This window comes from Pandoraea commovens (genome assembly GCF_902459615.1).
In the GTDB taxonomy this organism is placed as follows: Bacteria; Pseudomonadota; Gammaproteobacteria; order Burkholderiales; family Burkholderiaceae; genus Pandoraea; species Pandoraea commovens.
Genome location: NZ_CABPSA010000002.1, coordinates 422,883 through 441,388, shown reverse-complemented (window position 1 = coordinate 441,388; position 18,506 = coordinate 422,883). Strand labels below are relative to the sequence as shown.

General features: G+C 63.2%; 17 protein-coding genes. 9 read left to right on the top strand and 8 right to left on the bottom strand.

Features of this window, described 5'->3' with window-relative positions; all coding sequences use genetic code 11:
* Positions 1-75: 75 nt before the first annotated feature.
* The gene (locus PCO31010_RS08160; RefSeq protein ID WP_174984500.1) at positions 76-489 is read left to right on the top strand and encodes a hypothetical protein; all 414 of its coding nucleotides are present in this window, start codon (positions 76-78) and stop codon (positions 487-489) included.
* 138 nt (positions 490-627) lie between these two features.
* On the opposite strand, the gene PCO31010_RS08155 is transcribed toward PCO31010_RS08160, so the two are convergent.
* The gene (locus PCO31010_RS08155; RefSeq protein ID WP_150663816.1) at positions 628-1,863 is read right to left on the bottom strand and encodes an MFS transporter; all 1,236 of its coding nucleotides are present in this window, start codon (positions 1,861-1,863) and stop codon (positions 628-630) included.
* 443 nt (positions 1,864-2,306) lie between these two features.
* On the opposite strand from PCO31010_RS08155, the gene PCO31010_RS08150 reads away from it, so the two are divergent.
* A complete protein-coding gene (locus tag PCO31010_RS08150; protein ID WP_174984497.1) occupies positions 2,307-3,920 on the top strand; it encodes an EAL domain-containing protein in 1,614 nt (537 codons plus the stop codon).
* 96 nt (positions 3,921-4,016) lie between these two features.
* On the opposite strand, the gene PCO31010_RS26600 is transcribed toward PCO31010_RS08150, so the two are convergent.
* A complete protein-coding gene (locus PCO31010_RS26600) occupies positions 4,017-4,163 on the bottom strand; it encodes a hypothetical protein (RefSeq protein ID WP_174984494.1) in 147 nt (48 codons plus the stop codon).
* A gap of 400 nt (positions 4,164-4,563) precedes the next feature.
* Between PCO31010_RS26600 and PCO31010_RS08145 the strand changes: the two genes are divergently transcribed.
* Entirely contained in the window at positions 4,564-5,415 is an 852-nt protein-coding gene (locus PCO31010_RS08145; protein ID WP_150663814.1) for a TOBE domain-containing protein, read from the top strand.
* 75 nt (positions 5,416-5,490) lie between these two features.
* Here PCO31010_RS08145 and PCO31010_RS08140 read toward each other — a convergent pair whose 3' ends face one another.
* Positions 5,491-6,684, bottom strand: coding sequence for an MFS transporter (locus PCO31010_RS08140; protein WP_150663813.1), 1,194 nt, complete (start codon positions 6,682-6,684; stop codon positions 5,491-5,493).
* Between the two features lie 224 nt (positions 6,685-6,908).
* On the opposite strand from PCO31010_RS08140, the gene PCO31010_RS08135 reads away from it, so the two are divergent.
* Positions 6,909-7,820: a LysR family transcriptional regulator gene (locus tag PCO31010_RS08135; RefSeq protein WP_150663812.1), complete on the top strand. Its 912-nt coding sequence runs from the start codon at positions 6,909-6,911 to the stop codon at positions 7,818-7,820.
* Positions 7,821-7,863: 43 nt separating this feature from the next.
* Here PCO31010_RS08135 and PCO31010_RS08130 read toward each other — a convergent pair whose 3' ends face one another.
* Positions 7,864-9,210: an MFS transporter gene (locus PCO31010_RS08130; RefSeq protein WP_150663811.1), complete on the bottom strand. Its 1,347-nt coding sequence runs from the start codon at positions 9,208-9,210 to the stop codon at positions 7,864-7,866.
* Between the two features lie 266 nt (positions 9,211-9,476).
* On the opposite strand from PCO31010_RS08130, the gene PCO31010_RS08125 reads away from it, so the two are divergent.
* A complete protein-coding gene (locus PCO31010_RS08125) occupies positions 9,477-10,376 on the top strand; it encodes a LysR family transcriptional regulator (protein WP_150663810.1) in 900 nt (299 codons plus the stop codon).
* 48 nt (positions 10,377-10,424) lie between these two features.
* Positions 10,425-10,808, top strand: coding sequence for a hypothetical protein (locus PCO31010_RS08120; protein ID WP_150663809.1), 384 nt, complete (start codon positions 10,425-10,427; stop codon positions 10,806-10,808).
* A 54-nt stretch (positions 10,809-10,862) separates the two neighbouring features.
* On the opposite strand, the gene PCO31010_RS08115 is transcribed toward PCO31010_RS08120, so the two are convergent.
* Positions 10,863-11,228, bottom strand: coding sequence for a DUF2288 domain-containing protein (locus tag PCO31010_RS08115; RefSeq protein ID WP_150663808.1), 366 nt, complete (start codon positions 11,226-11,228; stop codon positions 10,863-10,865).
* A 145-nt stretch (positions 11,229-11,373) separates the two neighbouring features.
* Here PCO31010_RS08115 and PCO31010_RS08110 point away from each other — a divergent pair, with 145 nt between their 5' ends.
* Positions 11,374-11,796, top strand: a complete 423-nt coding sequence (locus PCO31010_RS08110) for a hypothetical protein (RefSeq protein ID WP_039394462.1) — start codon at positions 11,374-11,376, stop codon at positions 11,794-11,796.
* Positions 11,797-11,904: 108 nt separating this feature from the next.
* Here PCO31010_RS08110 and PCO31010_RS08105 read toward each other — a convergent pair whose 3' ends face one another.
* The gene (locus PCO31010_RS08105) at positions 11,905-12,858 is read right to left on the bottom strand and encodes a DMT family transporter (protein WP_246184507.1); all 954 of its coding nucleotides are present in this window, start codon (positions 12,856-12,858) and stop codon (positions 11,905-11,907) included.
* Between the two features lie 189 nt (positions 12,859-13,047).
* The gene (gene pepE / locus PCO31010_RS08100) at positions 13,048-13,761 is read right to left on the bottom strand and encodes a dipeptidase PepE (protein WP_246184506.1); all 714 of its coding nucleotides are present in this window, start codon (positions 13,759-13,761) and stop codon (positions 13,048-13,050) included.
* 439 nt (positions 13,762-14,200) lie between these two features.
* Here pepE and PCO31010_RS08095 point away from each other — a divergent pair, with 439 nt between their 5' ends.
* On the top strand, positions 14,201-16,381 hold the full coding sequence (locus tag PCO31010_RS08095) for a malate synthase G (protein ID WP_150663807.1): 2,181 nt from the start codon (positions 14,201-14,203) through the stop codon (positions 16,379-16,381).
* A 106-nt stretch (positions 16,382-16,487) separates the two neighbouring features.
* Here the strand turns inward: PCO31010_RS08095 and PCO31010_RS08090 are convergent, their stop codons facing one another.
* A complete protein-coding gene (locus tag PCO31010_RS08090; RefSeq protein ID WP_150663806.1) occupies positions 16,488-16,742 on the bottom strand; it encodes a hypothetical protein in 255 nt (84 codons plus the stop codon).
* 482 nt (positions 16,743-17,224) lie between these two features.
* Here PCO31010_RS08090 and PCO31010_RS08085 point away from each other — a divergent pair, with 482 nt between their 5' ends.
* Positions 17,225-18,496, top strand: a complete 1,272-nt coding sequence (locus tag PCO31010_RS08085; RefSeq protein WP_150663805.1) for a DUF445 domain-containing protein — start codon at positions 17,225-17,227, stop codon at positions 18,494-18,496.
* Positions 18,497-18,506: the final 10 nt, after the last annotated feature.

The window sequence follows — 18,506 nt, the reverse complement described above, 5'->3', positions numbered from 1 at the left end:
CGGCGCAACATCCGGTGCGCCATCGCCAGGCGTCGCGCAGGCTTCGTCCCCTGTCGACAATACCAAGGACTCCGAATGTCGCTCATCCACTTCTCCCGCGCCCGTTCGCTCGCGCTTGGCACAGCGCTCGTCGTCGGCGCTGCCCTGGCCGCCCCCGCGTTCGCTGCGTCGAACCTCTCCTTCATGGGCAACTCGCCGCTGGCCTACTGGAAGCAACGCGACACCGCGTCGTTCGCCAAGGCCGCACGCACCGTGCTGACGGACAAGCAAGACAACGAGACCACCGACTGGACCAACGCAGGCACCGGCAATTCGGTGGCCATCGCTGCGCAGATCACGCCGACGAACACGCAAAAGGACGGCGAGCGCACCTGCCGCGATCTGGTCGTGCTGCTCACGGCCAAGGGTCAGGAAGTCACGCTCAAGCTCCCGGCCTGCAAGGCGAACGACAAGGCCGAATGGAAGCTGCAAAAGCGCGGCACGCCCTGATCGGTCTCGATCTGTCGCCCGCGACAGACGCTGCCGGATAAAAAAATCGCCGGTTCCGAGATGTCGGACCGGCGATTTTTCTATGGCGGACGATGCTGGCTGACGGCGTCTTGCCACACCGTCAGCCAGAGCACCCCGTTATGCAGCGGCTGTCTTCTTGTGCCCTTCGACGTCCGGCAACAGGATCGTCACGATGCCTAGCAGCGGCAGATAGGCGCACACGTGATAGACGAAGTCGATGCTCGTCGTGTCGGCAAGTTGGCCCAGCACAGCAGCGCCCACCCCGCCCATCCCGAACGCGAAGCCGAAGAACAGACCCGACACCGTGCCGACCTTGCCGGGCATCAGTTCCTGCGCGTAGACCAGGATGGCCGAGAACGCCGACGCCAGAATCAGACCGATCAGCACCGTCAGAATGCCCGTCCAGAACAGGTTGGCGTACGGCAGCATCAGCGTGAACGGCGCAGCACCGAGGATCGAGCCCCAGATCACATACTTGCGGCCGATCTTGTCGCCCAGCGGGCCGCCGATCATCGTGCCCGCCGCCACGGCGAACAGGAAGACGAACAGATGCACCTGTGCGCTCTGCACGGAGACGTGGAACTTGCTGATCAGATAGAACGTGAAGTAGCTGCTGATGCTCGCGAGATAGAAGTACTTCGAGAAGATCAACACCAGCAAGATGCCAATGGCGAACAGCACCTTGCCCTGCGACAAGTGCGCAGTGCCGCCCCGGCGCGCGGCCTTCTTGCCTTGATTCGCGGCGCGCTGCACGGCGTACCAGCGGCTCACGTGATACAGCACGAAAATCGCGACGAGCGCCGCCACCGAGAACCACGCCACGCTGCCACGGCCGTTCGGCACGATGATCAGCGCCGCCAGTAACGGCCCGAGCGACGAGCCGACATTACCGCCGACCTGGAAGAACGATTGCGCCATGCCGTGGCGTCCGCCCGAGGCCATACGCGCCACGCGCGAAGACTCCGGATGGAACACCGACGAGCCCATGCCCACGAGCGCCGCCGCGACCAGCAGCATGCCGTAGTTCGGGGCGACAGCCAGCAGCAGCAGACCCACGAGCGTGAAACCCATGCCGACTGGCAGCGAATACGGCTTCGGATGCTTGTCGGTGTACAGGCCCACGACAGGTTGAAGTAGCGACGCAGTGATCTGGTACGTCAGCGTGATCAGGCCGACCTGCCCGAAGCTCAGATTGAAGCCGGACTTCAGCAGCGGGTAGATCGCGAGAATCAACGACTGGATCATGTCGTTGAGCAGGTGGGAGAAGCTGATCGCAGACAGCACGCGGAACGCTGTGCCCTGCGCCGCCGGTGTCTGGGCACCGGGAATGGACGTTGCAGGTTGACTCGACATGGGTTGGATTGACGTCTAAGGCTTAAGAAAACGGGTGCTGAGAGTCGGCATTCGGGCAAATGGATGCGAATCGACCGACCTATGCAGGAAAGTTGGGATTAATCCCAATTTCTGCCAGAAATTTAATGAGTGAAGTGTAGAGCATGCGTAAATCGTCGTTGCGCCAACTTTTGTCGCGATTACGCCATCCCAGTGTCACGCAAATTGCGGTCAGAACGCCCGCTGACGACGCCTCACAAGCCCACCGGAAGCAGGCCGCGTGCAGGATCGGCAAGCGCCGCTCACGCCCATCTGCCGGGCGTTGTGCGGGTTTATCGGGGGTCGGACACCGTCAGGGATTCGTGTAGAGTCAATTGACGAGTTGTGCCGTGCAGCACGCGTGCACCCAAAAAATGCACCGCAGCACACGTAGGGCCCCACTCTTTCCTTGGTTGGCAGCAAACATGATTCAACACTCCAGAGTCGTGCAGTGGCTGGTGACCGGACTTGTCGTGGCGGTCACGCTTGCTGTCGTCCTTTTCCTGGGCTGGCTGCGCATTTATCACATGTCGCAGTCGATTCTTCAGGAAGAAGCGGTCCGTCAGCGCGACGCGCTCGAACGCATCGTCGCGCAAGCTGAAAGTACGCTGCGTGGCGCCACCCCGTGGGTCGGCCGCTCGTGCAGCGAAGTGAGTACCTCACTCCAGGCCGCTGGCACGCTCAGTCCCTACTTCCGTTCCATCTGGCTCGTCTCGCGCGGCCAGCTCTATTGCTCGTCGGTCATTCGTTCGAACGCGGCGCTCAATATGCCTCTCCCAGCCGACCTCGTGCCGATGCTGACGGGGACTCGCACGTTGCTTGTCAGCGGCACGCCTTATGTACGCGAGACCCCCGCGCTGGCCCTTTACGTGCCGACCTCGGCCACGGACGGCGTGCTCGGGTTCGTCGATGGCATTTACCTCACCGAGACGCTGCACAGCGTCAAGAGCAGCGATCTGGCGTGGACGGCCATGACGGTGGGCAACGTCGCGCTAACCTCGGAAGGGCCGCGTCTGGAATCGGCAGGTATCGCGACGCGCGGGGCGCAGATTTCGCTCGCGTCGGAGCACTTCACGACGTCGCTCGCAGGCAGCCCCTCGCTGATGCGCTCGCTCGCCGGCAGTCAGGCACCGATCTTCCTGTCGTTTGGCGGCATCGTGGCCTTTTTGCTCGGCGTGCTGACCTTCCGCCATTTCGGGCCGGCGCAATTCATGAAGCGTCAGATCGCGCACGGCATCAAGCGTAACGAATTCAAGGTGTACTACCAGCCGGTCATGGAGCTGGCCACCGGCCGTTGCGCGGGGGCCGAAGCGCTGATGCGCTGGCACCATCCCGTGGCCGGACTGGTGCGCCCGGACGCCTTCATCCCCATTGCCGAAGACAACGGGCTCATCATCGATCTGACGCGTTCGCTACTGCGCCAGATTCGCAACGACGTCGCCAAGGGCGCGCTGCCGCAAGGCTTTCACATCGGCATCAACCTCGCGGAACGGCATCTGCGCGACACCACCATCATTCACGACATCGAGCGGTATTACGGCACACTGAACGACACGTACCCGATGGTGGCCGAGATCACCGAGCGCTACGTGATTCGCGACACGGCCGCCGCGCGCAACGTGATGGCTGAGTTACAGCGGCGCGGCATCGAAACGGCGCTTGACGACTTCGGGGCCGAAAACAACTCCATTGGGTATCTGAAGCGCTACGACTTCAACTATTTGAAGATCGACAAGGAATTCCTGCCCGTCACGGAAGACGATGTGGTCACGCGCAACATCTGCGATTCCATCATTCATCTGGCCGAGCGGCTGGATATGACGATCGTGGCGGAGGGTGTGGAGAACGAGATGCAGGCGAATTACCTGCGCGGGCGCAACGTCACGTATGCACAGGGTTATTTGTTTGCGCGGCCGATTGCGTTCGATGAGCTGGTGCAATACGCGATTGCGCATGCGGGCACGGGACTGACGGCGGTGAAGACCGGCGCGCCGGCACGCACGCCCACGACGTCGCTGACGCCCCGCAAGGCAGGCTGAGCCGTCATGCAGTACAAAAACGCCGGACCCGTGAAGATGACGGCTGACGCCGGTCGTCACCGGTCAGGCGTTTCTGCCAGACGGCACCGCAACCGGTCAGAAGACCAACTGCGGCATGTTGCTGCGTGGCGCAGGTGCGGCCGCCGCGCGTGTGCTATCTCGCATTTCGGCACGCAACAGCCACAATCGCTGCGCGACGAAACGTCTGAAGCGCATTTCACCTGCGGAGAAAGAGATTTGCATCTGATGTCGCTTGCCGTTGGGCAGCGTGCGAACCAGACGATAGTATCGAGCCCCGTCAACCGTTTCCTTGATATTCCTGACGCGCATCATTTCACCCCGTTTCTGTTGTGTCAGGTGAGTAGGCACTTCACTTCGGTAAACGTCGCATTCCCGGTCATCCCGCTTGAGACTTGTTGAAGACTTGAGTATTTCAGGTCTGAAGCAATACGAACCGGCTTTGGGGGGGGCATGCGGCAAAAATCAATGTAGTGGAGAAACGTCCCCCATTCGTCCCCCAAATGGGCGTTCGAAGCGAGCTTCGTTGGTGCGCCGCAACAGTTCCCCGTCCAGCCCTCGTACCCGCTGGTTCGCCCACCCTCTACAATGCGGCCACCTGCTGTGTTTGATCGAAAAAATCATTATGGTTTCCGAACCTTCTTCAACGCCGGACAGTGTTTTACGCAACGGAACGGGTGATGCCCTCCAGGTGAGCGGCTCGTTGTGGCTGCATCGTGGCAATTCGTCGCTTGGCGGACAGGCACGCATTGCGCTGCTCGAACACATTGCGTCGCAAGGCTCGATCACGGCGGCCGCCAAGGCGGCGGGCATGAGCTACAAGGCGGCGTGGGACGCCGTCGACGCCATGAACCAGCTCGCCGGTGAACCGCTCGTCGAGCGCAGCACCGGCGGACGCGGCGGTGGCGGCACGCGACTCACCGCCCGCGGCGCGAAGCTGGTCGCGGCATTTCGTGCCGTGGAAGCGGCGCAGCAGCAGTTTCTCGCGCGCGTCGCGAACGATCTCGAACATTTCGACGAGCAGTGGCCGGTCATCGCGCGGCTCGGGCTTCAGACCAGTGCGCGCAATCAGTTGCACGGAACGATCACGGCCGTTCGGCACTGCGGTGTGAACGACGAAGTGACGTTGACGCTGCCCGGCGGCGAAGCGATCACCGCGTCGCTCACCCACCACAGTACCCAAACACTCGGGCTCGCGGTCGGCGGACAAGCGTTCGCTCTGATCAAAGCGCCGTGGATCGAGATTGCGCGCGGCGCGGATCTCGCGGGGTTGCCCACGGCGAACCGGTTGTCCGGCATCGTGGACGCCGTCAGCGACGATTCAGGGCAGGCAGAAGTGATTCTGGCGCTACCCGGCGGCAGCCGTCTCGCGGCCGTGATGCCGCAGGACACACTCACCGCGCGCGGCCTCACGGCGGGCATCGGCGCGACAGCCGCATTCGCCGCCGTCAGTGTGATCATCGGCGTGATGGCCTGACGGCCTGACGCCAAAACACGAAGGCCCGGCGCGTGCATCGACGCGCCGGGCCTTCTTCATTGTGCTGCGTCGTCTTTACATTGCAGGGGTTTCACAAACCGGCGTAGGCTGGCGACCCGCATCCCGGCGATCCAGACGCAGGCTCAGCAGCGCGACGCCCACCCCCACCAGCGGCACCAGCGCCGCCACCCAGGGCACGGCCGTCAACCCGGGGCCATGTTCAATGACGAAGCCGCCGAGCCACGCGCCGATGGCGTTGCCAAGATTGAACGCGGCGATATTGAAGCTCGACGCGAGGCTTTCGCCCGCCCCAGATGCCTTTTCCATCACCCAAATTTGCAGCGGCGCGACCGTGGCGAACGCCGTCGCACCGAGCAGTGCCACGAACACGATGGCGAGCCATTGCGAGTGCAGCGCGAACGTCATCAGTCCGAGCACAACCGAGAGCGACAGCAGGCTGCCCAGCACCGTGCGCACCACATGACGATCCGCGAGCTTGCCGCCCAGCAGATTACCGATGACCAGACCCCCACCGAAGATCAGCAGAATCGGCGAGACCGCGCCTTCGGAGAAGCCCGTCACTGTCGTGAGCAACGGCGCGATGTACGTGAACACACCGAACACCCCCACCCATCCCAGCACGGTCGTCAGCAACCCGAGCAGCACCGGGCGACGTGCCAGCGCTCGCAAATCCGCACGCCAGTCGCCAGCGTCCGCCGGGGCCGCGATCTTCGGCACGAAGCGGGCGATCACGAGGAACGCGAGGGCACCGATGACGGTCACGGCCCAGAAGCTGGCACGCCAGCCAAAGTGCTGACCCAGCCACGTGCCGAACGGCACGCCGAGAATGTTGGCGACGGTCAGGCCCATGAACATCACGGCAATCGCCGACGCACGGCGCTCACGCGGCACGAGGCCCGTCGCGACGACCGAGCCGACGCCGAAGAAGGTGCCGTGCGCGAACGACGTCAGCACACGCGCCGCCATCAGCGCGCCATAGCTCGGCGCGAGCGCACAGGCGGCGTTGCCGATGGTGAAGATGGCCATGAGCACCAGCAGCACGGTCTTGCGCGGCCAGCGGGCGGTGGCGGTCGTCATGATCGGCGCGCCGACGACGACACCCAGCGCGTAGCCGGAAATCAAGAGGCCAGCGGCCGCGATCGACACGCCGAAATCGGCGCCGACGTTGAGCAGCAGGCCCATGATCACGAACTCCGTCACGCCAATGCCAAAGGCACCGGCGGTCAGGGCATAGAGGGCGATAGGCACGGAAAACTCCTGTCTTGAAGACTGAATATCGGGGCGGGTTCCGCCGTCGAATCGATGGACCGGATGTGGACCGAATGCTCAGGCCATCCGACGCGCGTGAACCGATGTGCGGAATATAGACGTCCCTTCATTGATGAAATAGACTGCGCGAAGGAAAATCATTTGTGACTTCAAATCACAAGACTGCGCGAAAGTCATCACCTCAACAGTCGAGGACACCTCCGATGGGCCGACAGGACGTCAACCGCTCAGGCGACATGGAAGTTTTTACGCGGGTGGTCGAGTTGGGCGGCTTCTCGGCAGCGGCACGCGCGTTGCACATGACACCGTCGGCTGTGAGCAAGCTCGTCGCGCGGCTCGAAGGGCGGCTGGGCGCACGACTCTTCAATCGCTCCACGCGCCGCTTGCAACTTACCCCCGAAGGCACCGCATTTCACGAGCGTGCGTTGCGCGTGCTCGCCGACATCGACGCTGCCGAGCGCGAAGCGGCGGCGGGCGCGGTGCCGCGCGGCTTGCTGCGGGTGAATTCGAGTGTGCCCATCGGCACGCTGTATCTGCTGCCGGTGCTCCCGGCATTCCTCGCGAAGTACCCCGAGATCCGGCTCGACCTGACACTCACCGACACGGTCGTCGACCTGCTGTCACAACGTGCCGATGTGGCGGTGCGCGCTGGCGCATTGCGAGATTCACGGCTGGTGGCGCGCAAGCTCGGCGAGAGTCGCGTACACGTGGTGGCGTCGCCTGAGTATCTGGCGCGCAATGCGCCGTTACAGACGCCGGCCGACCTGATCCGTCACAACGTCATGGCGTTCAATTTCGAGCGTCAGATTCAGGGGTTGCCGTTCCTCGACGGCGCGGGCGGTGTCACTTTGTATCCGCCTGCGGGCAACGTGCTGGTGAGTGACGGCGAAACGATGCGCAAACTCGCGCTTGAAGGGCTGGGACTCGCGCGTCACTCGCGATATCACGTCGACGCCGATCTGCGCGACGGCCGTCTCGTGACCGTACTCGAAGACTACAACCCCGGCGATCTGGAGCCGGTGCACGCCGTTTATGTGGGACAGGGCGGCCACTTGCCCGCCCGCGTCCGTGCGTTTCTCGACTTCCTTGTGGAGAACGTGCACCTGCCGTGTTGATGTCTTTGAAGCGGCGCGCGCTTACGTTCGCTTCACGTCGTCTTCATGCCGTCTTCACTGCGCGATGCGACCAGACGAACAATGGCCATGCGAGTGCTGCGCAGATCATGCCCCCGGCCCAGACCAGTCCCCATCCGCCTAGCGAGAGCAGCAGTGGAATCACCAACGGCGTGAGGAACATCGTCATGAAGACACCGGTGTTGCCGATGCCCAGCGCCGTGCCCGCGCGGGACGCCCCGGCGAGCGTGGCCAGCTCCGTGAAAGCCACGCCATGCCATGCCGAGGCGACCACCCCGCCGACAATCAGCAGTGCGATCATCACCGGCGTGCCGTGAGCGAGCCACTCGGGACGCATCGAAAGTAATCCCACCAGCGCGCCCAACATCGCGAACACCACGCCAACCACAAGCGTGCAGACGCGCAAATAGGCGGGACGGTTGCGGCGCTTGTCGGTGAAACGTCCGCTCCACACACGGGTGATTGCCGCGCCCGTCTGCACCGCCCCCAGCGTCAGCGAAATCGTCAGCACGCTCACATGGGCGAAGTCGTGCAAAAAGACCGTGCCGAAGGTGAGCACAGCGATTTGCGGCATGGCGAGCACGGCCATGCCGAGCGCGGTGCTGAGCAGGCGTGCATCACGCAACGGCGTATAGGCGACAGCAGGACGGCCGCCAGCGCTAGCCGTTGCCGGGCGCGCCGCTTCATGCAGCTCGTCCGGCGGTTCGAGCAACCACAGCCATGCCATGCCCGCTGCGGCCACGCACGCCACTGCCAGGCCGATGAAGACCCCGCTGAAGCCGAAGTGGACCGCCGTGCCCGGCAGCAGCAGCGCTCCGATCCCTCCGCCCATCGGCACCGCGCATTGCCGCACGCTCATCGCAAGACCACGCTCGCTGTCGTGAAACCATCGCATCACGGCGCGTCCGCTCGAACCGTTCACGCTGCCGCCCAGCACGCCGATGACCAGCATCCCGGCCGCGAGCATCGGCATCGACGGGACGAAGTGCGTCGTCGGCACCACCCACAGGCCGAGGCCGAGCAGCGCCGCCGCCGTCACCAGCAACCCGACGAGCAACACCCGTCGGTCGCCCCATCGATCCGTGAGCATGCCCCACGGCAATTCCGAGACGGCAATGCCCAGACCGATCATGCCGAGCACGAGGCCGAGGTCGCCGTTGGCCAGCGCGTAGGCACTTCGCATCTGTACGGCCGTGGCGGGAATACCGCCCATCGCCGCTGCGAAGCTCGCATTGGCCGCCACGCCAACGCCCAGCACCTTCCAGCGATGGTCGCGATTGAGTTGTGGGACGGCGACATCCGGGGCACGAGGCACAGCGGTGGCCGGAAGACGATTCGCCGCAGCAGAGGCAGAGCAAAGACGTTCGTTCATAAGTGACACGGTGCGCGGGCGGTCAACACGCGGCTCTGAAAGGGGGAGGGGGAAAGGCCTTATCCCGGGGTCGCGCTTGCGCGTAAATCCGGATGCCATGCTCCGCATCCTACGGAGGTACAATCCTTCGGAAAAGCGGGAAAACGCGATGACATATATCGTGTTTTCCGGATTAACTCCGATGGCCTGCCGACGCGCCATCCGTCCTCGTTCTCCTCGTTCGTTAGGTGTCCGCCCCACGAATTGTCGTTCTACCGAGTGCTGCCATGAATGTCCGCGCCTTCGATCTGACCCAGCTACGTACGTTTATCGCCATTCACGATGCCGGCAGCATTTCGGCCGCCGCCGAACAGATCTTCCTGTCGCAATCGACCGTCAGCGAACAACTGAAGAAGCTCGAAGAGCGCGCCGGACAGCCGCTGCTCGTCCGCTCGCGAAAGGGCATGCGCGCCACGCCCGCCGGTACGCGGCTGCTCGCGTACGCGCGTCAGATCGCGGCGTTGTCGGAAGCCGCGTTCGAGGACCTTCAGGGGGTGTTGCTCGACGGTGAGCTGCGCATCGCGATCACGGACTATTACCGTCCGCACGACGTCGCCCGTGTCCTCAAACGATTCACGAGCCTCTATCCGCGTCTGCGCCTGCACGTGAGCGCCATGCAGAGTTCGCAGATCGAGCGCTCAGCCATGACGGGCGAGCATTTCGACGTCGGGCTGGCGTTACGGCTGATGAACGAGGATGTCGCCGATGGCACCGCACCCCACGATGACCTCGGCGTGGCGTCGGCCACACTGGTGCGCCGCGAGCGGCTCGTGTGGGCGATGGCCGCGACGCAGACGGCACCCGTCGACATACCGCTGCCGCTCGTCACGCTCCCTCGCACGTGCGCGTTGCAAACGCTCGTCGCGAGCGTGCTGGAACGGCACAAGGTGGCATACCGGGTATCGCATTCGGCGGCTGGGGTCGCGGGCATGCAGTTAGCATTGGCCGCAGGCTTGGGTGTGTCCTGTCTGAATGAGTCAGCGCTCACGCCCGAGCTGATCGTCTGCCCGCCGTCGCTCGGGCTGCCGCCGCTGCCGCGCGCCGAATTCCATCTGCTGCCGGGACGCGCCGATGAAACCGACCTGATCCGGCATGCGCGCAATGCGCTGCTGCGGCTGTTCGCGTGATACCTTTGCCGCTGATCTCGTTCTTGTCCGCTATTTGCGGTTGTCGTCATGTCGGAACCCACGCCCAATCAACCGATTCGTCTGAATTTCAACACTCGTCGCGCATTGCTGTTCGCGCTGACGGCAGAGCGTCTGTCGGCGTTTTACGAGCATGGGCAATGGATGACGGACAAGCAGGGCGCGACGCTCGCCCAGATGTGGCTATCGCGTTCGAAGTTGCAATTGCCGCTGGATGAGCGCCGTTTGTTGTCGTCGTTGAGCGACGATTTCGCCCGCGAGCTGGCGGGCACGCTCTCACGCGAAGCCGGGCTGTACACGGCGCACGAAATGACGGAATCGCTTGACGCGGACTATGCGTACGCGTCGGTGGTGGCGCAGGATCTGCTGGAAGATTGCACGCGACGCCTCGTTGAAGCGGGCATCACGGAATAAGCCGATCGCCCACGAAAGCGCCGCCATTTGCGCGCAGAACGGCCGGATACGTTGTCAGGTCTTGATACCGCGCTCTTGCACGAGCACCCACGGCGCGACGACGACGGCCCACAGTTCGGGCGTACGTGCGGCGAAATCGGCGGCCGTGTCGGCCTGCATGCGTTGCACCATGCCGGACGTCAGCCATTGCGTGACGGTGGGTTTGTCGTCGTTGGCGACGGCTTCGGCGACGGAGACGAGGTCGACGCCGGGCGTGACGAACAACAGAACGCCGCGTGCGAAGAACGACTCCAGATCCTTCCAGTCGATCTTGGCGGTTTCGCCGAGCAGGCGCAGATAGACCTCGCTGGGCTGCGCGGACGCATCGGACGGCGTGGCGGGGTTTGCGTCGGCGGAATCGGTGGGCTTGGCGGGGTTCATTACAGCGGCCGGTGAAGAAAACCCGCATTGTAATGCGCCCCGGCGAGCGCGACGGTGGTAGCATCGGAACCCCGCGTGCGGGCCGGTGTCGCAGTCACATGGCACGGCTGCCGCGAGGTGGCTAACGTTTTACCGAGGACCCCGCATGCCCAAACAAAAAACCGACCCCAAGCTTGAACAGGCCCTGACGCGCGGCGACCTCGCCATGCGCCAGATCAACTCCGCCCGTGCAACCGCGCTGCTGCGCTCGCTTGGCGAGATGATCGTGGCGGCGTCGGCGACGATCGGCGTCGAGGCTACGGTGGATGTGCCGAACGGCGACAAGGTCTACGATCCGGAAGACGGCGTCTGGCCGCAGGCACTCGTGGTGTCGTTCGACGGCCCCATCGAAGAGATGGACGAAGAAGAACTGCGTACGGTGCAACTGATCGCCGACAAGCATCCTGAGACGTTCGTGGCGGTGTGGCACCGTGCGGACGGCAAGATCGGCCGCCAGGAAGCGCGTCCGCTCGCGATGGTTGCGTTCCTGACCGACGTCGAAGTGCCCTGGCTCGACGACGACGCTTAAGCGCTGCATCGATGCAAACGAGGGATGGCATCACTGCCATCCCTCGCGTCGCACGCACCTGAAACCGCCGCCCGAGGCTCACGCCGGGGCGGCGGTTTCGTTTGGGCGTTACTGACGCTGTACCGCATCGCGCCGCCTCGTACGTGGGTGTCGTTGCCAGACGGCAATCACGAGTCCTGTCGCAATCGCCGCAGCACCGAGTAGGCCGGTCTGGCTGAGCGCATCCCCAAAGACGAGGAAGCCGAACGTCGTGGCGAACAAGGGATCGCTCGTCTCGATGATCTGCACCTTGCTCGCTTGTCCGTGTGCCACGGCACGCGTCGTGAAATAGAAGCCGCCAATCGTGGGTAGCAGAATCAGGGCGCTCAACGTCAACCATTGCCAGCCGACGGGCAGCGCGAATCCCTCCTGCATCAGCGGCACGGACAGAAAAGCGCTTCCGAACCCGAACAGCCAGACCAACTGCGGCAGCCCGGCACCGATGCGAAACCATTTCGAAAAGAAGATGAAGAGGGCGTAGCCGCATCCGCCGACCAATGCCAGAACGATACCGTCCAAGGTACCCGTCACACCGCCCTCAGCGAAACTCATCACACCGACGCCCGCGACAATGGCCAGGAAAGCCACCCATTTCTGGCGAGTGATGCGCTCCCTGAGGCAAAGCCCTGAGAGCACGATGGTGGCCCCACCGGCGGCGTAGGTAAGAAAGGAGACGAGTGGAATCGACGCCTGCGCAAACGCCTTGGTCTCGAAGAAATAAAGACAGAAGATGCCGAGGAACGAGAGACAGGCAAAGCGCGGCCATCGGGAAGCGAGCGCCGCCGTCTGCCTGCGCAGCGCGTGCGTACGGCTGCACAGGGCGGCCACCAGCACGAACGCCCCGAAGCACTTCCAGAACGCCAGCGACGCCGACGTCGCCCCTTGCTCGAACCCGATGCGCGTCAACACCCCGATCGTCCCATTCAGACCGGCCGCCACCAGCGCGCAAGCTTCTGAGCCGAATCGCGCTTCAGGCGCTTCGGGCGCTTCGGTCGGCTTGATATTGATATCTCTTTGCTCCACGATCCCCTCGATAAGCCGTGCGCTTCGGGGGGAAAGCGTTGCCAGAAAATTCGAGTCGGGATTGTGCCAGCAGATGCCCATTCGCTGAGACCAATTCAGCACCGAATGAGCGATTTCGGAATTTACGGATGACGCTGCGCGCGGTGCGTCATCCTTCAACGAAGGCGACGCAACGTCGCCCCTAAAAACTCAAATCGACGCCAGCGCAAACGTACTGCCCGTGGCAATCTTGTCGACGGCGCCGCCCTGACGGAAATGAAGGGCGTCGAATTCGCCGAGGACCGTCGCATTGTCGCCGTGCACGTGCAGCGCCACGCCCTCCGGAATCGCGACGACGCCTTCATCAGGATTGATCGCCAGATACTCCGCCAGACGCTCCTCGCGCGACTCGCCGTTATGTCCCGACGGCTTGCCGCTGATGAAGTGCGGGTTCACCTGAAACGGCACCACGCCCAGTGCCTTGAGCGTCGGCGGCTCCACGATCGGCATGTCGTTCGTCGTGCGGATGGTCGGACACACTACGTTCGCGCCCGCACTCCATCCCACATACGGCATGCCCGCGTTCAACCGCTCACGCAGCAACCCCACGATGCCCGCGTTGTACATCCGGTCGAGCAACACGAACGTATTGCCACCGCCGACGACCACCGCTTCCGCCTGTTCCACCGCCGCCCGCGCATCCTTGTGATGATGGATCGACGTCAACTCGTAACCGAATCGCTCGAACGACGGCTTCACACGCGATTCGTACTCGTCGAAGCTGAACGTGATGCCACCCGCGTACGGCACGAACAGCACCCGCTTCGCGCGCCCCTTGAGCACCGTATGCACCTGATCCTCTGCATGCTCCAGATAGCCCGACACGCCCTTGCGCGAGCTGCTCATCATCAAGATCTGTTTCACGACTTCATGCCTCCCGGGCAGATGGTCTTTTTGGGGGAAATATCGAGTGTACCCGTCGCACGAACAATCAAATTCATATCGAAAGGAAACGCCACGCCGCATTCTCGACGTCACCCCTTCATTTCTCATAAAGTGAAACGCCATACCGAATGCTGCAACTGCACACGAAAAATCGGGCATCGGCCGCAAAGCCTTATGGCGTCGATGTCATACGCAAACCCTTATCCCACCTATAAGCCGCGCGGGTGTGAGGACGCGAAATACCGGGTTTCCGAGTGACCTGAGAAGGATTACACTCAGAGTCTTATATAAGACTGACCCCGATTGCCCCATAACGTCCGTTCTCCTGACGATGTGACCGTCGCGAAAAGCGTCGGCGCACCGGCAAGCGGCCGGACGGAGTCGCGTCAACCTGGTTTTCAAACTCGAGTACAGCATCATGACTTCCACTTCCAAGCGTGGCGGCCTGACGGTCGCAGACAATCTGATCGCGTTCATCGAAAAGGAAGCCCTGCCGGGCACCGGCGTCGATGTCGACGCGTTCTGGAAAGGCTTCGACGCCATCGTCCATGACCTCGCCCCGAAGAACCGCGCACTGCTCGCCGAGCGCGACCGCCTGCAAGGCGAACTCGACGGCTGGCATCGCGCCAACCCGGGCCCGATTACCGACGCTGCCGCCTACCGCGCCTTTCTCGAAAAGATCGGCTACCTGCTGCCGGCCCCGGCAAGCGTGAAGGCCACGACGGCCCAAGTCGACTACGAAATCGCAGAGCAGGCCGGCCCGCAGCTCGTGGTGCCGCTGTCCAACGCCCGCTACGCCCTGAATGCCGCCAACGCGCGCTGGGGCAGCCTGTACGACGCGCTGTACGGCACCGACGCCATCCCCGAGACCGGCGGCGCCGAGAAGGGCACCGGCTACAACCCGAAGCGCGGCGAACTCGTGATCGCCTTCGCGCGCGGCTTCCTCGATCAGGCCGCTCCGCTGGCCGACGGCTCGCATAAGGACGCCACCGGCTACGCCGTCGAGAACGGCAAGCTCGTCGTGACGACCAAGAGCGGCAAAACGACGCTCGCCACCCCGGCGCTGTTCGCCGGTCATCAAGGCGACGCTGCGAAGCCGACCGCCGTGCTGATCAAGCACAACGGCCTGCACTTCGAAATCCAGTTCGACGCGAATCACCCGATCGGCAAGACCGATGCCGCCCATATCAAGGACGTGCTCGTCGAAGCCGCGGTGACGACCATCATCGACTGCGAAGACTCGGTCGCCGCCGTGGACGCCGACGACAAGGTCGACCTCTATCGCAACTGGCTCGGCCTGATGCAAGGCACGCTGACGGAAGAAGTCGCCAAGGGCGGCAAGACCTTCACGCGTCGCCTGAACGCCGACCGCGAGTACACCGGCGCCGACGGCCGCGCGCTCAAGCTGCATGGCCGCTCGCTGCTGTTCATCCGCAACGTCGGCCATCTGATGACGAACCCCGCCATCACCGATCGTGAAGGCCACGAGATTCCGGAAGGCATTCTCGACGGCGTGGTGACCGTGCTCGCCTCGCTGCACGACCGCAAGCATCGCCTGAACTCGCGCACCGGCTCGATCTACATCGTCAAGCCGAAGATGCACGGCCCGGCCGAAGTCGCGTTCGCCGACGAACTGTTCGGTCGCGTCGAAGACCTGTACAGCCTGCCGCGCAACACGCTCAAGATGGGCATCATGGACGAGGAGCGCCGCACCAGCGTGAACCTCTCGGCCTGTATCGCAGCGGCTGCCGCACGTGTGGCGTTCATCAACACGGGCTTCCTCGATCGCACGGGCGACGAAATGCACACCGCGATGGAAGCCGGTCCGATGATGCGCAAGGGCGACATGAAGTCGTCGGCATGGATCACCGCGTACGAGAAGAGCAACGTGCTGGTCGGTCTGGCTGCGGGCCTGCGTGGCCGCGCACAGATCGGCAAGGGCATGTGGGCCATGCCGGACCTGATGCACGCCATGCTCGAACAGAAGATCGCGCATCCGAAGGCCGGTGCGAACACCGCGTGGGTGCCGTCGCCGACGGCTGCTACGCTGCACGCACTGCACTACCACGTGGTCGACGTTCAGGCCGTCCAGCAAGAACTCGAAAAGATCGATTATGCGAAGGAGCGCGACGCGCTGCTCACCGGTCTGCTGACGGTGCCGGTCGTGGCCAAGGCCGAGTGGAGCGCCGAAGAAATCCGCAAGGAAATCGAGAACAATGCGCAGGGCATTCTCGGTTACGTCGTTCGCTGGATCGATCAGGGCGTGGGCTGCTCGAAGGTGCCGGACATCAACGATATCGGCCTGATGGAAGACCGCGCAACGCTGCGTATTTCGAGCCAGCATCTGGCGAACTGGATGCGTCACGGCGTGATCACGCGCGAACAGGTCGAAGAGACCATGAAGCGCATGGCTGCCGTCGTCGACAAGCAAAACGCCGGTGACAAGCAATACGTGCCGATGGCGGGTAACTTCGACAACTCGCTGGCGTTCAAGGCTGCAAGCGCGCTGGTGTTCGAAGGTCTGACGCAACCGAACGGCTACACCGAGCCGTTGCTGCACAAGTACCGTCTGGAACTGAAGGCAAAGCAGCGCGGGTAAGCAAGTAGCGCGGCTCAGTCGCGCGAACGGGTGTCACCCAATAGGGCGATACCCAGCGAAACGGCACATGACGAATGTGCCGTTTCGCGTTTACGTTGTGATGTCGTCACGTCGTCAGGCGAGCGGGGTGGGTCGATACGCCAACGCGGTCCTGAAGCGGAAAGCTCACGGGTATGGCGTCGTGCATGGCGGCATCGCCGTACGGCCCGGCGTAGGAGAGGACTTCGGCACCCTTCCCGGCCTCGCCTGCGATGTCGAGCGCCACGCGAAGAAACGTCCATGGCTTATGCGGCACCTTGCCGAAGGTCGCAATGACCTCATCGTCGCGATACAACGTCACATCGCGCTCCGTGGGCACCATGACAATGACCGGGAATGCTTCATTGATTAACGCCCGGGTCGACGCACACGCCTCTGCGTCGCCATATAGGAGGACGACGGCGCTCTCCAATCGGGTTGGGTCCTTGACACAGGCACGCAGGATCGCCCTGCCCAAATCGCCGCACACGCGCTCCCGAACGTCCGGCGGCAAGACGCCTCTCTCGCTCGCGCAATCGATCAGTACGGTGTATTTGTCGGCGAGTACGTTGTATAGCGCCTGTCTGACCGGCGCGTGGATATCGTCCGAGGGCAACGTTTGGCGCAAAGCAGACGTTAAGACAGGCGAAGGCAATGCAGAAGGAGAGAACATAAGGGAGCGGGAGATGAGTGCGGCACTCATCGTGCGCGCAGTGTCGAAGCACAGACTTCCACTTTTCGCCTCGTATCGAAGTCGAGCGCGGAATGAGGTAGTCTTTCCACTTGTTTGCAAGACCTCCCCGTCCACTCGAAAGCACGCTACGCATGGACCCCGCCATCGCTCTGCAACGTGCCGAACGGCGCGCGCTGTCATTCCTTCTCGTCGCGCTGGCGATCTTCATCGCCACGCTTTTTATGCCCGTTCACTTCCTCACCGGCTGGATTCGCGCTGCGGCCGAAGCGGCGATGGTCGGCGGGCTGGCGGACTGGTTCGCGGTCGAAGCGCTGTTCCGTCGCATTCCGATCCCTGGACTCGCACGGCATACGAACATCCTGATCCGCAAGAAAGACGCCCTCGGCGATGGCCTCGCCCGCTTCGTCCGCGAGAAGTTTCTCGACACGCCGTCCGTCGTGCGTCTCATCGAACAGCAGAATCCCGCCGATGCGCTCACGCGCTGGCTCGGCTCGTACGAGAACACGCGTCAGTTGAGCGCTGTGCTGGTGAAGGTGACGAGCGGTGTGCTCGATGTGATGGACGAGCGCAACGTGCAGGCCTTCATCCGCCGCGCGCTCGACACGATGATCGACCGCCTCGATCTCTCGCAATCGGCAGCAGCGATTCTCGACACGCTCACGCGCGACGGACGTCATCAGGCACTGCTGGACGAAACACTCGACTATCTCGTCGAATTGCTCAACGAGCCGCAAACGCGCGAATTCATTTCGGCCCGTATCGTCGAATGGCTCAAATCCGATCATCCGAAGAAGGAGAAGGTGCTGCCGTCGGAATGGATCGGCAACAAAGGCTCGGACATGATCTCGGCGGCCGTGACACGGCTGCTTGCGCAGATGGAAGCAGACGAAACCCATCAGTTGCGGCAGGCGTTCGACCGCGCAGTGGCCGGGCTGATAGAGCGTCTGAAACATGACGCCGAATTTCAGGCGAAGCTCGACGGCTTCAAAGCGCAGCTGAAGGGCGACACCGCGTTGAACGCTTACGTGGGCGGTCTCTGGAACGAATGGCGCAGTTGGGTAAAGCGGGATCTCGCGAAAGAAGATTCGGTGATCGGCACGAAGATCACGGGCGCGGCGGCGTGGATCGGACAGGAACTCGCGCGCAGTGAGTCATTGCGAAAGGCGCTCGACGCACAACTCAGAGATGCGGCCGAGCGCATGGCCCCGGGCTTTGCCGATTTTGTGACGGACCACATCCGCGCGACGGTGCATGGCTGGAACGCAGAGCACTTGTCGCAACAGATCCGCCTGAGCGTCGGGCAGGACCTTCAGTACATTCGCATCAATGGCACCCTCGTCGGGGGACTGATCGGCGCCGTGCTGTATCTGGTGGCGCAGGCGCCGGTGTTGCTGAATCGGTAATGCTGAGGTT

Coding starts and splice junctions, on each gene's coding strand:
- PCO31010_RS08160 (WP_174984500.1), top strand. CDS start 76: ATGTCGCTCATCCACTTCTCCCGCGCCCGTTCGCTCGCGCTTGGCACA.
- PCO31010_RS08155 (WP_150663816.1), bottom strand. CDS start 1,863: ATGTCGAGTCAACCTGCAACGTCCATTCCCGGTGCCCAGACACCGGCG.
- PCO31010_RS08150 (WP_174984497.1), top strand. CDS start 2,307: ATGATTCAACACTCCAGAGTCGTGCAGTGGCTGGTGACCGGACTTGTC.
- PCO31010_RS26600 (WP_174984494.1), bottom strand. CDS start 4,163: ATGCAAATCTCTTTCTCCGCAGGTGAAATGCGCTTCAGACGTTTCGTC.
- PCO31010_RS08145 (WP_150663814.1), top strand. CDS start 4,564: ATGGTTTCCGAACCTTCTTCAACGCCGGACAGTGTTTTACGCAACGGA.
- PCO31010_RS08135 (WP_150663812.1), top strand. CDS start 6,909: ATGGGCCGACAGGACGTCAACCGCTCAGGCGACATGGAAGTTTTTACG.
- PCO31010_RS08130 (WP_150663811.1), bottom strand. CDS start 9,210: ATGAACGAACGTCTTTGCTCTGCCTCTGCTGCGGCGAATCGTCTTCCG.
- PCO31010_RS08125 (WP_150663810.1), top strand. CDS start 9,477: ATGAATGTCCGCGCCTTCGATCTGACCCAGCTACGTACGTTTATCGCC.
- PCO31010_RS08120 (WP_150663809.1), top strand. CDS start 10,425: ATGTCGGAACCCACGCCCAATCAACCGATTCGTCTGAATTTCAACACT.
- PCO31010_RS08115 (WP_150663808.1), bottom strand. CDS start 11,228: ATGAACCCCGCCAAGCCCACCGATTCCGCCGACGCAAACCCCGCCACG.
- PCO31010_RS08110 (WP_039394462.1), top strand. CDS start 11,374: ATGCCCAAACAAAAAACCGACCCCAAGCTTGAACAGGCCCTGACGCGC.
- PCO31010_RS08095 (WP_150663807.1), top strand. CDS start 14,201: ATGACTTCCACTTCCAAGCGTGGCGGCCTGACGGTCGCAGACAATCTG.
- PCO31010_RS08090 (WP_150663806.1), bottom strand. CDS start 16,742: ATGGTGCCCACGGAGCGCGATGTGACGTTGTATCGCGACGATGAGGTC.
- PCO31010_RS08085 (WP_150663805.1), top strand. CDS start 17,225: ATGGACCCCGCCATCGCTCTGCAACGTGCCGAACGGCGCGCGCTGTCA.